The organism is Pseudomonas cucumis (assembly GCF_030687935.1).
GTDB classification, from domain to species: Bacteria; Pseudomonadota; Gammaproteobacteria; order Pseudomonadales; family Pseudomonadaceae; genus Aquipseudomonas; species Aquipseudomonas cucumis.
Genome location: NZ_CP117454.1, coordinates 1038574 through 1051511 on the forward strand (window position 1 = coordinate 1038574; position 12938 = coordinate 1051511).

The window sequence follows — 12938 nt, forward strand, 5'->3', positions numbered from 1 at the left end:
CAAGCCTCGCTCTTACAGGTTTGTTGTTGGTGACTGGACAGGTGCGACCAAACGCCACGGAGCGCGTTTTAAAGCACCTCGCCATCATGTGGCAGCAACCTCTGGCCTTTTTTCTGCATGCAGAACAACCGTCACGTCCAACCCGCATCATCCGCTCGAACCGAGCTAAGGAACAATCAAAGTGAAAATCAACTGGGCCGAGAAACTGCGGCAGAACGTGCACCAACTGGCCGAGTCCCTGGGCAACCTGTTCGTCGAGACCTTCCACTACCTGGCGCTGTTTGCCATCGGTGCGGTGACCGCCTGGGCAGCGGTGATGGAATTCCTCGGAATGCTGGAGCAGGGGCATATCAAGATCGATGACATCTTGCTGCTGTTCATCTACCTGGAACTGGGGGCGATGGTCGGGATTTACTTCAAGACCAACCACATGCCGGTGCGATTCCTGATCTACGTGGCGATCACTGCATTGACGCGGCTGCTGATCTCCAACGTCTCGCACCACAATCCACCGGACTTGGGGATTATCTACCTGTGCGGCGGGATTCTGCTGCTGGCGTTTGCGATTCTGGTGGTGCGTTACGCCTCGTCGCAGTTTCCTTCGGTGAAGATCGAACACCCGCAACGCAAGATCGGTGCGGGTTCCGGTGAGCATCCCGAAGTGGAGAAGGGTGAGATTTAAAGCCCCATTGAAGGTCGGGGCCGGGATTTGACCAAGGGCGGCGGGTTGCGATTGTCGCCGTCGGTCATGGCTTCGAGGATGGCCACTGCGCTGTGGCCCTGTTCGATGGCGATGCCGAATTGAATGCTTTGCACCAGGCGTTTGAGACGTTTGGGATCATTGCGCTGTTCGGCGCTGATCATCCGTTTGGCCACCACGCGGCCACTTTTGGAGAGGGTCAGCATGATGCTGCCGTCCAGCCCCTGAATGCTCAGGTTGACTTGATAATCCGATGCAAAGGCATCGGTAATGAGTTGAAAGGGGTTGTCCATGATGCGTCACCGCCTGATTGAACGTGCAGTTGTTGACGACCGTGATCGGGATTAGTTCGCAACACCAGACCACCGGCCTTCCATGTTCATGTGCTTTCATCCGTGCCGCGTAAGGGATATAGCAAAGTGCATGCCGGAAAACTGTCGGACAATGGATACGGCAAAAAAATGGCGGGCACTCTGGCCCGCCTTCTTTTTGCCTGCCCGTTTCAGGGCATAAATGAATAGATGATCGCAGACAGTGCAATCAAACCGACTAGCACCACAAACACGTTCGAGGCCTGGCCCGAGTACTGGCGCAAGGCCGGCACGCGGCGGATGGCGTACATCGGCATCAGGAACAACAGGCACGCGATGATCGGTCCGCCGAGGGTTTCGATCATGCCTAGGATGCTCGGATTGAAGGTCGCGACGGCCCAGCAGCTGAGGATCATGAACAGCGCAGTGATGCGGTTCAGCCAACTGGCGGACATGACGCGACCACGGCCACGCAGGCTTTTCACGATCAGGCCCTGAAAGCCTTCGCTGGCGCCGATGTAGTGGCCGAGGAAGGATTTGGTGATTGCCACCAGCGCAATCAACGGCGCGGCATAAGCAATGACCGGTGTCTGGAAGTGGTTGGCCAGGTACGACAGGATCGAAATGTTCTGCGCCTTCGCAGCGGCCAAATCGGCCGGGGACAACGCCAGCACGCAGCTGAAGCAGAAGAACATCACCGTGACGACCATCATGGCGTGAGCGATCGCGAGAATGCCGCTGCTTTTGCGTTCGGCTTGTTCGCCGTAGCGCTGTTTCTGATCGACGGCGAAGGCGGAGATGATCGGCGAATGGTTGAACGAGAACACCATCACCGGAATCGCCAGCCACAAGGTCTTGAAGAACAGCGGCAGTGGCATGCCATCACTGGCGGTGGCGAAGAATGCGCCGTTCCAGTTCGGGATCAGGCTGACGCCGAGCAGCAGCAATGCTGCGACGAACGGGTAAACCAGCACGCTCATGCATTTGACGATGACACCCTGACCGCAACGCACGATGGCCATCAAGCCGAGAATCAGCCCCAGCGACAGAATCGCCCGAGGCGGCGGCGTCATGTGCAACTGGTGCTCCATAAGGCTGCTCAGGGTGTTGGTCAGCGCCACGCTGTACACCAGCAAAATCGGGAAGATCGCAAAAAAATACAGGAGCGTGATCAGCTTGCCGGCGCCGATGCCAAAGTGTTCTTCCACCACTTCGGTAATGTCCCCGGAACGGCCGGACAACACGAAACGCGTCAGGCCACGATGGGCGAAGAAGGTCATCGGAAAAGCCAGTACCGCCAGGAGCAGCAGCGGCCAGAAGCCACCCACGCCCGCATTGATCGGCAGGAACAGCGTGCCGGCGCCGATGGCCGTGCCATAGAGGCCGAGCATCCAGGTGGTGTCGTGTTTGCTCCAGCCTTTATGGGTTATTTCGCTTTTGCGTGTCAGGTCTACAGCAGGATTATCGACAGCAGGTGTACGTACATCGGTCATCGTTTGGCCTCGTTATTGTTCTTGCTCGGGCTCACGGTTTCGGGCAGTCAGGGAATGCTCCTCAGCACTCCACCCAGCTCACCGCCAGGCCGCCCCGTGAAGTTTCTTTGTATTTGTCGTGCATGTCGGCGCCGGTATCGCGCATGGTGCGGATCACCCGGTCCAGGGAAATGAAGTGTTTGCCGTCGCCGCGCAGGGCCATTTGCGTGGCATTGATCGCCTTCACGGCAGCGATTGCGTTGCGCTCGATGCACGGCACCTGCACCAGACCTCCGACCGGATCGCAGGTCAGGCCGAGGTTGTGTTCCAGGCCGATTTCGGCGGCGTTTTCCAGTTGCTCGGGCGTGGCTCCGAGTATGTCGGCCAGGCCGGCGGCGGCCATGGCGCAGGCGGAACCGACTTCCCCCTGGCAGCCGACTTCGGCACCGGAAATCGAGGCGTTTTTCTTGCAGAGAATGCCTACGGCCGCAGCGCCCAAAAAGAACGCCACGACGTCATCGTCCGACGCGTCCGGGTTGAATTTCATGTAGTAGTGCAGCACCGCCGGAATGATCCCTGCCGCGCCGTTGGTCGGTGCCGTCACCATGCGCCCGCCGGCGGCGTTTTCTTCGTTCACGGCGAGGGCGAACAGGTTCACCCACTCCATGGCCGACAGCGTGGAGGTGATGACATTCGGCTTGCCGATTTCCAGCAGGCTGCGGTGCAATTTCGCTGCCCGGCGCGGAACATTCAGACCGCCGGGCAGGATGCCTTCGTGACGCATGCCTTGCTCGACGCACTCGCGCATCACCGACCAGATGTGCAGCAAGCCCTGACGGATCTCGGCTTCGCTGCGCCAGGCCAGTTCGTTGGCCATCATCAACTCGGAAACCCGCAAGCCGTGTTGGTTGCAGAGCTTGAGCAACTCGGCGGCGCTGGAGAAATCGTAGGGCAGCACCACATCGCTGGTCGGTGCTATGCCGGACTCGGCTTCGGCTGCTTCGATGATGAAACCACCGCCCACCGAGTAGTACGTCTGCTCGAACAGCTCACCGGTTTCGCCGAAGGCTGTCAGGGACATGGCGTTTGGGTGGTAGGGCAGGCTCTCGTCGAGCAGCAGGAGGTCGCGCTGCCAGTTGAACGCAATGGTCGATTTGCCGGCCAGACTCAGTTCGCCGGTTTCACGCAAGGTTTGAATTCGGCTGTCGATTGAGTTCGGATCAATGCTGTCCGGCCATTCGCCCATCAGGCCCATGACGCAGGCACGGTCAGTCGCGTGGCCGACGCCAGTGGCCGAAAGCGAACCGTAAAGTCGGATTTCTACCCTCCGTACGTCGGCCAGTAAACCTTGGTCAATCAGTGCCTGGGCGAAGGTCGCGGCGGCACGCATCGGGCCGACGGTGTGGGAACTGGACGGACCGATGCCGACTTTGAAGAGATCGAAAACACTGATAGCCATGCTAAAGCCTATACAAGCAATGGAAGAGAAATCGCTGCCATTTTTGTAGGACAAGCGCAATGTCGGCGATACTGCCAACCTCGGTCCTACGTGACCAACGAAACTTCCTAAGACAGCCTTTAGCAGGACTAAACAATGAGTCGCCAATTGCATGCCCAGACTTACGTCTGGCTGCACGTGTTTTCCTGTGCCGCGCGGCACTTGTCTTTCACCCGTTGCGCCGAAGAACTGCACATCACGCCGGGTGCGGTCAGTCAGCAAATTCGCCAACTGGAAGAGCGGCTGGGTTTTCGCCTGTTTCATCGTCGCGCCCGGGGCGTGGAGTTGAGCGCCGAAGGCCAGCGATTGGCTATCACCGTCAACGAAGCCTACGGCAGCATCGATGCGGAATTGCGACGACTGGATGCGGGAATGATCAGCGGGATTTTGCGGTTGCGCTCGATCCCCTCGTTCCTGAGCAAATGGCTGACCCCGCGCCTGCCGCGTTTGCAACAACGCTTTCCGGATATTCAGTTGCGACTGGTGGCTGAGGACAGCAGTGTTCCGTTGCACGAGGGCGACTTCGATCTGGCGATTGACCTGAACGACGGCAGCTACCCCGGATTGTTATCCACAGCCCTGTTGGATGAGCAGATCTTTCCGGTGTGTGCCCCCAACCTGTTGCGCGGAAGGCCGCCACTGCACGGCCCGGCGGACCTGGTGCATTTTCCGTTGCTGCACGACATCACTGCTTGGCGCGGCAGTTACGAGTACGCGGAATGGGAGTTTTATCTCAACGCCATCGGCTTCGAGGGCGCGGATGTACGGCGTGGGCATACCTTCAATCGCAATCACCTGACCATCGAAGCGGCGATTGCCGGGATGGGCGTGGCGATTGCGCGACGAACGCTGCTCAATGATGAACTGGAGCGCGGGACGTTGATCGTGCCGTTTGGCTTGGCGGTGCCCAATCACAAACGTTACGTGCTGCTCTATGCGCCGGGCGCGCTGAGCCATCCGGGCGTACGCGCGGTGCATGACTGGCTGGTGGAAGAGGCGGGGATATTTCGTAGCCTGCATCCGCTGGCGGAGCGACAGATGTGAGCAATTATGACAAAAGAGCGAGGCGACCCAACTCCCGACCTTAACAGCGCTTTTGCCCGTTGTCCGGCTTTTTTTGCGTATGAAAATTTATCTTTTTTTAGGGGTTGAAATGTTCTGCGCGTACACCGATTGTTGTAACCAAGAGGTCACGGTGATGAAGCCCAAGGGCCAGCCGAAGGGCCTCTCGCGAGCTAGCTGAAATAAGGGATGAACTATGCAAATCCAAGTCAACAGCGATAACCATATTCAAAGCAGCATCCGACTGGAGGAGTGGGTACGTACTACCATTGAGAGCACGCTCGAACGTTATGAGGAGGACCTGACCCGCGTCGAGGTCCATCTGCGGGACGAGAACGGCGACAAGCCCGGTCCCCATGACATGCGCTGTCAGCTGGAAGCGCGGCCAAAAGGCCACCAACCGATTTCTGTCACCCATAAAGCGGCTAACCTGGAACTGGCGATCGACGGTGCCGCCGAAAAACTCGAACATGCGCTTGAACATCTGTTCGGCAAACTGCGGGGCAAACCACGTGCCGCTGTGGTGCCGTTCGAAAGGCCTACCGCCGATGCGCTGCTGGAAGACGAGTTTCTCGAGAACGAACAGGCTGCACAAAACGGCTGAGGCCTGATTCACTTTTACCTTTCCACTTTCTCTCCACCTAAAGAACGGGCCTGCTTATGCAGGCCCGTTCCTGTTTCAGCATCCATCGGTGCCCCAGAGGCTGGTCAACCTGCAAAAGATCGCAGCCTTCGGCAGTTCCTGCGCCGAACGCATGCTCCTGTAGGCGCAGCCGAAGGCTGCGATCTTTTGATCTTGCTTTACCGCAAAAACGCCTGCCGATATTCCCCGGGCGTACCACCCAAAGCCTGGCGAAACCGATTGGTGAAATGGCTCGCACTGGCAAACCCGCACGCCAACGCAATATCCCCCAACGGCTGCGACGTTGCGCGCAACAATTCCCGCGCGCGGCTCAGTCGTCGAGCCAACACATACTGATGCGGCGGCAGGCCGAAGCTCACACGAAACATCCGCGCAAAGTGATATTCCGACAGCGCACACAACCCCGCCAATTGCCCAAGGCTGATGGCTTCGGCCATTTGATGGTCGATGAATTCTACCAACTGCCGTCGTTGATGCGCCGCCAATCCACCCTTGAGGCGCAAGCCCTGACGCACGCCGACCTGGCTGAGCAGGGCGTGGCTGAGCATTTCGTGGGCCAGGCTGCTGGTGAGCAGGCGTTCGCCCGGCTCGTCCCAGTTGAGGGCGATCAACTGCCGAAAGCGCCGGGCTTGTTGCGGGTCTTCGAGGAACGTGTGCTCGCGCAACTGCAATTCCCGCGGTTCGCGATCCAGCAGCGTGACGCAGCCAAGGGCAAATTGTTCGGGGCTGAAATACAGGTGGGCCAGGCGAATATCGCCGTTGATCACCCAGCCTGACTGATGGTCGGCCGGCAGAATGCACAGCTTGTCCGGGCCACCCTTGTTACCTGGCTGGTCGCGGCGAAAGGTGCCGGTGCCGCCGGCGATGTAGCAAGATAAGGTGTGATGGCTCGGCGCTTCGTAGTCCTGGGCGTCATGGTGGTTATTCCACAAAGCTGCAGCCATGCCGTCACCGAGCTCGGCGCTGTGCTCCAGGCGAGCATTAGGCGAGCGGTTAAGCGCTTGAAAGACTTGCAGGGTATCGAGTGACACTTGTGCGGCCATGATCGGTTCTCTCCAACGCTTTGCATCCTACTCCGTAGACGTTGCCCTGCCAGCCTGCCGACCGACAAAAGCGCAAGTTTATGCAAGTGCAAAAGGGTGTCGCGCCGGACACTGAAGGCCTATTCAGGAGTCTTCGCCATGAACCTTTCGTTGTATCTACTGACCGTGCTGATCTGGGGCACCACCTGGATCGCCTTGAAATGGCAACTGGGCGTGGTGGCGATTCCGGTATCGATCGTCTATCGCTTCGGTCTGGCCGCGCTGGTGCTGTTCGTGATGTTGCTGCTCAGCCGGCGCCTGCAAGTGATGAACCGTCGCGGGCATCTGATTTGCCTGGCGCAGGGCTTGTGTCTGTTCTGCATCAATTTCATGTGTTTCCTCACCGCCAGCCAATGGATCCCCAGCGGTCTGGTCGCCGTGGTGTTTTCCACCGCCACCCTGTGGAACGCCTTCAATGCGCGGGTGTTTTTCGGCCAGAAAATTGCCCGTAACGTGCTGATGGGCGGCGCGTCGGGCTTGCTCGGGCTTGGCCTGCTGTTCTGGCCGGAGCTGGCCGGTCATACCGCCAGCCCGGAAACCTTGCTCGGGTTGGGTCTGGCGTTGCTCGGCACCTTGTGTTTCTCGGCCGGCAACATGCTGTCGAGTCTGCAACAGAAGGCCGGCCTGAAACCCCTGACCACCAATGCCTGGGGCATGGCTTACGGTGCGGCGATGTTGACGGTGTGGTGTCTGGTTAAAGGCATCCCGTTCGACATGGAATGGAATGCCCGCTACATCGGCTCGTTGCTGTACCTGGTGATTCCGGGCTCGGTGATCGGCTTCACCGCCTACCTGACCTTGGTCGGACGCATGGGGCCGGAGCGGGCGGCGTATTGCACCGTACTCTTTCCGGTGGTGGCGCTGAATGTGTCGGCGTTTGTCGAAGGCTATCAATGGACGGCGCCGGCACTGGTGGGGCTGGTGCTGGTGATGCTGGGGAATGTGCTGGTGTTCCGTAAACCCAAGGCGTCGATGGTGCAAGGAAACGGCAAATTGGCGTGAGGTTCCCTGTTGATCGGGCGCTGAACAGTTCAGCGCTCGATCCTGATGGCCACATAAATCAGTAACGGCAATATAAAGTCGACAATGTGTCGGGCCCAGTCTTTTGCATTCCAGGTTTGTGATTCATCCATGTTGAACCATTCGACGCCGATGACTTGGATGCAAATGTAATAAACGAATATGGCGACTAACAATCCGATAATCGAAAACTTCTTCGCCTCATGAAATGCATCGGCAGAAGCATTTATGTTTCGGAAAAGATAATAGGTTCCCAACAGACAAAGCCCGGTATAGATAACTTCCAGGGTGATGATGAGCCAGTAGATTCGGTGGTGGAGCATGGGCGAAGTAATCGCCCGGTAGCTCAGGTTCGGATTGTCACGGGTGGTGTCCATGCTGAGGATATGGCTCATGTACTCATAGTTGGACGGGTAGTCGGTAAAGTTGCTGTACATCACAATCAGGCCAAAGAAACTGATATAGGTCATCAGTATTACTTTGCTGTATCTGATGATCTGGTCGGTTGTCCGGTAGTTCAATGTGAGTGTTCTCCATAACTAAGCTCTGGGGATGGCTAAGTGCTGGAGAGTCTATAGTGTGTATATGTTTTTCGGCGGCAGAGTGAGTTGCAAGTTATGTATCGAAAGGGCAGGCGTTTAAAGCGCCTGCCCTTTTTGACTAGCCTTTCCACACTTGCGGGTTCACCAGATCCTGCGGCCGCTCACCCAGCAAGGCGCTGCGCAAGTTGGCCAGTGCGCGGTTGGCCATGGCCTCGCGGGTTTCGTGAGTCGCGGAGCCGATGTGCGGCAATGTCACCGCGTTTTTCAGTTGGAACAATGGCGATTCGGCCAGCGGTTCTTTCTCATAGACGTCCAGCCCGGCGCCGCGAATCCGGTTGTTTTGCAGCGCTTCGATCAGCGCCGGTTCGTCCACTACAGGGCCGCGGGCGATGTTCACCAGAATGGCGCTCGGTTTCATCAGTGCCAGTTCACGGTGGCTGATCAGGTGCCTGGTTTTTTCGCTGAGCGGCACCACCAGGCAGACGAAATCGGCTTCGGCCAGCAACTGGTCGAGGCTGCGGAACTGCGCACCGAGCGCCTGTTCCAGTTCGGTCTTGCGGCTGTTGCCACTGTAGATAATCGGCATGTTGAAGCCCAGCCGACCGCGACGGGCGATGGCCGCGCCGATGTTGCCCATGCCGACAATCCCTAAGGTTTTGCCATGCACATCGCTACCGAACAACGGCGCGCCGACGGTGGCTTGCCATTGGCCGGCCTTGGTCCAGGCGTCCAGCTCGGCGACGCGACGGGCGCTGCTCATGAGCAAGGCAAAGGCCAGGTCGGCGGTGCTCTCGGTGAGGACGTCGGGGGTGTTGGTGAGCATGATCCCGCGTTCGTTGAAGTAGGCGAGGTCGTAGTTGTCGTAGCCGACGGAGACGCTGGAGACCACTTCCAGTTTGCTGGCGTTTTCCAGTTGCGCACGACCGAGTTTGCGACCGACGCCGATCAGGCCGTGGGCGTGGGGCAGGGCTTCATTGAACTGGGCGTTGATGTCGCCGTTTTTCGGGTTCGGCACGATCACGTCGAAGTCTTGTTGCAGACGTTCGATCATCGGTGGGGTGATACGGCTGAAGGCGAGGACGGTTTTTTTCATTGGAGGCGGCTCGTCGGGCTTGGAGAATGCCAAGCACGCTAACATTCTTTTTCGCTGTTGTGCGTAGGAGCTGCCGAAGGCTGCGATCTTTTGATCTGGATTTTCAAGATCAAAAGATCGCAGTCTTCGGCAGCTCCTACAGGTACGGGTCAGTCTTGTGGGGCGATGTTGTCCAGTACTCGATTCACCGCCAGTTCACCCAGCATGATGACCTGCTGGATGCCCAGCATGGTGTTGCGATGAGTGCCTTCGAGAAAACCGGCGAAGTCACTGGCCATGACGCTGGCCGAGGCGAGGGATTCGCAGGCGTAGGCCAACAGGTTTTCAGTATTGGCGTTGGGGGCGACGATGAACAGATAGCTGGGAGTGTGGGGCGGATTCGGTGTTGGCTTAAACATGAGGGCTATCCCTATGGACGGTGTATTAGGGTCGCCACCTTCCGTTTTCCAGACGAAAAGGTGGCAACTGCGCGCGGACTGGAAAAACCGGACACCATCCAAACCGGCAGACCCGAAGGTCTCCCGCGCACAGCCGCCATAACAAGGATTACGTGCACAAAAAAGCGCCGCAGTATGCCATGAGGGTGTGTGTAAAGGATGTCAGGTTTTCCAGACCTGATCGCTGATGCGTCAGCGACCCCCAAAGCCTACCCATCTCCCGTCCCACACACCAACCGTCAAAACGCGTCGGAAACGTCCCTGAATATCGGCGATTTGTAGGACCGTCTGTAGCTCAATTCGCCACCCGAACCCCACCCAAACTCCCACTCAATTCATACGCCGCCAATTCCGCCTGATGCGCCGCCAATATCTCCGGCAACGACCCGCGCAAGTACTCGACCCACGTCTTGATCTTTGCATCCAGATACTGCCGCGACGGATAAATCGCATACAGATTCAATTCCTGCGAGCGGTAGTTCGGCATCACCCGCACCAGCGTGCCGTTACGCAGCCCTTCAATTGCCGCATACACCGGTAAAACGCCAACCCCCATGCCGCTGGTGATTGCAGTCTTCATTGCATCAGCGGAGTTCACCAAAAACGGCGAGCTATTAATGGTGACCATTTCCTGGCCGTCAGGGCCGTCGAAGGTCCATTTTTCCAGCGGGATGACCGGGCTCACCAGGCGCAGGCAAGCGTGGTTGAGCAAATCGCTAGGCTTGTGCGCACAGCCGTTGGCTTTTACATAGGCGGGCGATGCGCAAACGATGCTGTAGGTAATGCCCAAACGCTGGGAGACGAAGCCCGAGTCCGGCAGTTCGCTGGCGAGCACGATGGACACGTCGTAGCCCTCGTCCAGCAGATCCGGCACGCGGTTGGCCATGGTCAGGTCGAAGGTTACGTCTGGGTGGGTTTTGCGGTAGCGGGCGATGGCGTCGATCACGAAGTGCTGACCGATGCCGGTCATGGTATGCACCTTGAGTTGCCCGGCCGGGCGCGCGTGGGCGTCGCTGGCCTCGGCTTCGGCTTCTTCGACGTAGGCCAGGATCTGCTCGCAACGCAATAGATAGCGCTTGCCGGCCTCGGTCAGGGCGATGCGGCGGGTGGTGCGGTTGAGCAGGCGGGTTTGCAGGTGGGCTTCCAGGTTGGAGACCGCGCGCGAGACGTTGGCCGTGGTGGTGTCCAGTTGCACGGCGGCGGCGGTGAAGCTGCCGGCCTCGGCCACGTAACTGAAGGCGCGCATGTTTTGCAAAGTGTCCATGGGGTGCTCTCTTGACGAATGGCAAATTGTGACACGAAGTTGCTGATTCTTTACAGGCGACTAAAGACGCGACCAAGGGATTATCGCGTTAACGGTAACAAAGATTCACAAGAATCCCGGCTTATCGCCAACAGAGCCCACCCCTAGAATTGCGCCCACCTATGCAGGAGCTGCCGCAGGCTGCGATCTTTTGATGTTGCTTTTAAAGGCGAAGATCAAAAGATCGCAGCCTGCGGCAGCTCCTACAGGGGATCTCCCTCATCTCAGGAAATCGCAGCAGTGCCGCGTCGCATCAACAGAGCGCTCAAGACGCTCAGTGTTTTGGCTTTAACCCTGGCAGTCAGCGGTTGCATCGGAACCGCAGGTATTGCCCCGCAGGGCAAGGCACTGGAGGCTGATTCACTGGCCACCGATGAAGCCATTCAGAACGCCGCTCAGGATGCTCACTGGCCCACCGCCCGATGGTGGCAAGCCTACGGCGACCCGCAACTGAACCGCTGGATCGACCTCGCCCTGCAAGGCAGCCCGAGCATGGCCATGGCTGCCGCGCGAGTGCGTCAGGCCCGGTCCATGGCCGGCATTGCCGAGTCCGCCGAGTCGTTGCAGATCAATGGCCAATCTACCCTCAAGCGCCACAACTGGCCCACCGATCAGTTCTACGGCCCCGGTGAGTTGGCCAACACCACCACTTGGGACAACAACGCCGCGCTGGGCTTCAGCTATGCCCTCGACCTTTGGGGCCGCGAAAGCAACGCCACCGAACGCGCGGTGGACATGGCCCACATGAGCGCCGCCGAGGGGCGGCAGGCTCAACTCGAATTGCAGAACAACATCGTGCGCGCCTACATCGAGCTCTCGTTACATTACGCGCAACGGGACATCGTCGCGGCGACCTTGAAGCAGCAACAGCAAATTCTCGACCTGGCACAGAAACGTCTGGACGGCGGCATCGGCACGCATTTCGAAGTCAGCCAGGCCGAAACACCATTGCCGGAAACCCATCGGCAAATCGATGCGCTGGACGAGGAAATTGCTCTAAGCCGCAACCAACTCGCCGCGTTGGCCGGAAAGGGACCGGGGGAGGGCGCGCAGTTGCAACGGCCGGCGCTGTCGTTGGGCGCGGCATTGAAACTGCCATCCTCGTTGCCGGCGCAACTGCTCGGTCAACGCCCGGACGTGGTCGCCAGTCGCTGGCAAGTGGCGGCGCAGGCGCGCGGTATCGATGTTGCCCACGCCGGCTTCTACCCCAACGTCGATCTGGTCGGCAGCCTCGGCTACATGGCCACCGGCGGCGGGGCGCTGGAGTTTTTGACCGGCAAGAAGCTCAACTACAGCGTCGGCCCGGCCATTTCGTTGCCGATCTTCGATGGCGGCCGCTTGCGCTCGGAGTTGGGCGAAGCCTCGGCCGGTTATGACATCGCCGTGGCCAGGTACAACCAGACGCTGGTCAATGCGCTGAAGAACATCTCCGACCAGTTGATTCGCCGCGAGTCGATGGACAAGCAACAAGCCTTCGCCGCCGAGTCGGTGGCCACGGCGCAGAAGACCTACGACATCGCGATGATCGCGTATCAGCGTGGGCTCACCGATTACCTCAACGTGCTCAATGCGCAGACCTTGCTGTTCAAGCAACAACAAGTGCAGCAGCAGGTTCAGGCGGCGCGGTTGAGCGCTCATGCGGAATTGGTGACTGCTTTGGGCGGAGGCCTCGGCGCTGGCGACGACGTCCCGAATGCCGAGAAAACCCAGCCCCCGAAAACCCCGGTTCTTTTGCGTTGAACACAAAACCTGTGGGAGCGAGCAGGCCTGCTCCC

General features: G+C 58.8%; 13 protein-coding genes. 5 read left to right on the forward strand and 8 right to left on the reverse strand.

From position 1 onward, the window contains the following. The first annotated feature begins 181 nt into the window (after positions 1-181). Positions 182-682: a phosphate-starvation-inducible protein PsiE gene (locus tag PSH97_RS04485; RefSeq protein ID WP_305423430.1), complete on the forward strand. Its 501-nt coding sequence runs from the start codon at positions 182-184 to the stop codon at positions 680-682. Here the strand turns inward: PSH97_RS04485 and PSH97_RS04490 are convergent. From PSH97_RS04490 to PSH97_RS04500, 3 genes are all read right to left on the reverse strand, one after another. Beyond that, on the reverse strand, positions 679-993 hold the full coding sequence (locus tag PSH97_RS04490; RefSeq protein WP_305448262.1) for a DUF3509 domain-containing protein: 315 nt from the start codon (positions 991-993) through the stop codon (positions 679-681). The two genes, PSH97_RS04485 and PSH97_RS04490, sit on opposite strands and share 4 nt — an antisense overlap. 209 nt (positions 994-1202) lie before the next feature. Then, a complete protein-coding gene (locus PSH97_RS04495) occupies positions 1203-2504 on the reverse strand; it encodes a serine/threonine transporter (RefSeq protein WP_305448263.1) in 1302 nt (433 codons plus the stop codon). A gap of 61 nt (positions 2505-2565) precedes the next feature. After that, positions 2566-3942 (reverse strand): L-serine ammonia-lyase, encoded by a 1377-nt coding sequence (locus tag PSH97_RS04500; RefSeq protein WP_305448264.1) that lies wholly within the window; start codon positions 3940-3942, stop codon positions 2566-2568. Positions 3943-4077: 135 nt separating this feature from the next. On the opposite strand from PSH97_RS04500, the gene PSH97_RS04505 reads away from it, so the two are divergent. Both PSH97_RS04505 and PSH97_RS04510 read left to right on the forward strand, forming a co-directional pair. After that, positions 4078-5025, forward strand: coding sequence for a LysR substrate-binding domain-containing protein (locus PSH97_RS04505; protein ID WP_305423424.1), 948 nt, complete (start codon positions 4078-4080; stop codon positions 5023-5025). A 214-nt stretch (positions 5026-5239) separates the two neighbouring features. Next, positions 5240-5647: an HPF/RaiA family ribosome-associated protein gene (locus tag PSH97_RS04510; protein WP_008070486.1), complete on the forward strand. Its 408-nt coding sequence runs from the start codon at positions 5240-5242 to the stop codon at positions 5645-5647. 197 nt (positions 5648-5844) lie between these two features. Here the strand turns inward: PSH97_RS04510 and PSH97_RS04515 are convergent, their stop codons facing one another. Beyond that, positions 5845-6729 (reverse strand): helix-turn-helix transcriptional regulator, encoded by an 885-nt coding sequence (locus PSH97_RS04515; RefSeq protein WP_305448265.1) that lies wholly within the window; start codon positions 6727-6729, stop codon positions 5845-5847. Between the two features lie 138 nt (positions 6730-6867). Here PSH97_RS04515 and PSH97_RS04520 point away from each other — a divergent pair, with 138 nt between their 5' ends. Further along, the gene (locus PSH97_RS04520) at positions 6868-7770 is read left to right on the forward strand and encodes a DMT family transporter (protein ID WP_305448266.1); all 903 of its coding nucleotides are present in this window, start codon (positions 6868-6870) and stop codon (positions 7768-7770) included. Between the two features lie 29 nt (positions 7771-7799). Here PSH97_RS04520 and PSH97_RS04525 read toward each other — a convergent pair whose 3' ends face one another. The 4 genes from PSH97_RS04525 to PSH97_RS04540 form a co-directional block, all read right to left on the reverse strand. Beyond that, positions 7800-8309 (reverse strand): DUF2165 family protein, encoded by a 510-nt coding sequence (locus PSH97_RS04525; protein WP_305448267.1) that lies wholly within the window; start codon positions 8307-8309, stop codon positions 7800-7802. A 139-nt stretch (positions 8310-8448) separates the two neighbouring features. After that, the gene (locus tag PSH97_RS04530; RefSeq protein WP_305448268.1) at positions 8449-9423 is read right to left on the reverse strand and encodes a 2-hydroxyacid dehydrogenase; all 975 of its coding nucleotides are present in this window, start codon (positions 9421-9423) and stop codon (positions 8449-8451) included. 149 nt (positions 9424-9572) lie between these two features. Beyond that, positions 9573-9821: a DUF6124 family protein gene (locus PSH97_RS04535; RefSeq protein WP_305448269.1), complete on the reverse strand. Its 249-nt coding sequence runs from the start codon at positions 9819-9821 to the stop codon at positions 9573-9575. 334 nt (positions 9822-10155) lie between these two features. Continuing rightward, entirely contained in the window at positions 10156-11124 is a 969-nt protein-coding gene (locus tag PSH97_RS04540; protein ID WP_052966666.1) for a LysR family transcriptional regulator, read from the reverse strand. 279 nt (positions 11125-11403) lie between these two features. Between PSH97_RS04540 and PSH97_RS04545 the strand changes: the two genes are divergently transcribed. Next, positions 11404-12903 (forward strand): efflux transporter outer membrane subunit, encoded by a 1500-nt coding sequence (locus PSH97_RS04545; protein ID WP_305448270.1) that lies wholly within the window; start codon positions 11404-11406, stop codon positions 12901-12903. The last annotated feature ends 35 nt before the right edge of the window (positions 12904-12938 follow it).

Bases quoted from the DNA above. Each gene is read 5' to 3' on its own strand.
- PSH97_RS04495 (WP_305448263.1), bottom strand. From the start codon at position 2,504: ATGACCGATGTACGTACACCTGCTGTCGATAATCCTGCTGTAGACCTG.
- PSH97_RS04535 (WP_305448269.1), bottom strand. From the start codon at position 9,821: ATGTTTAAGCCAACACCGAATCCGCCCCACACTCCCAGCTATCTGTTC.
- PSH97_RS04490 (WP_305448262.1), bottom strand. From the start codon at position 993: ATGGACAACCCCTTTCAACTCATTACCGATGCCTTTGCATCGGATTAT.
- PSH97_RS04530 (WP_305448268.1), bottom strand. From the start codon at position 9,423: ATGAAAAAAACCGTCCTCGCCTTCAGCCGTATCACCCCACCGATGATC.
- PSH97_RS04520 (WP_305448266.1), top strand. From the start codon at position 6,868: ATGAACCTTTCGTTGTATCTACTGACCGTGCTGATCTGGGGCACCACC.
- PSH97_RS04510 (WP_008070486.1), top strand. From the start codon at position 5,240: ATGCAAATCCAAGTCAACAGCGATAACCATATTCAAAGCAGCATCCGA.
- PSH97_RS04500 (WP_305448264.1), bottom strand. From the start codon at position 3,942: ATGGCTATCAGTGTTTTCGATCTCTTCAAAGTCGGCATCGGTCCGTCC.
- PSH97_RS04505 (WP_305423424.1), top strand. From the start codon at position 4,078: ATGAGTCGCCAATTGCATGCCCAGACTTACGTCTGGCTGCACGTGTTT.
- PSH97_RS04515 (WP_305448265.1), bottom strand. From the start codon at position 6,729: ATGGCCGCACAAGTGTCACTCGATACCCTGCAAGTCTTTCAAGCGCTT.
- PSH97_RS04540 (WP_052966666.1), bottom strand. From the start codon at position 11,124: ATGGACACTTTGCAAAACATGCGCGCCTTCAGTTACGTGGCCGAGGCC.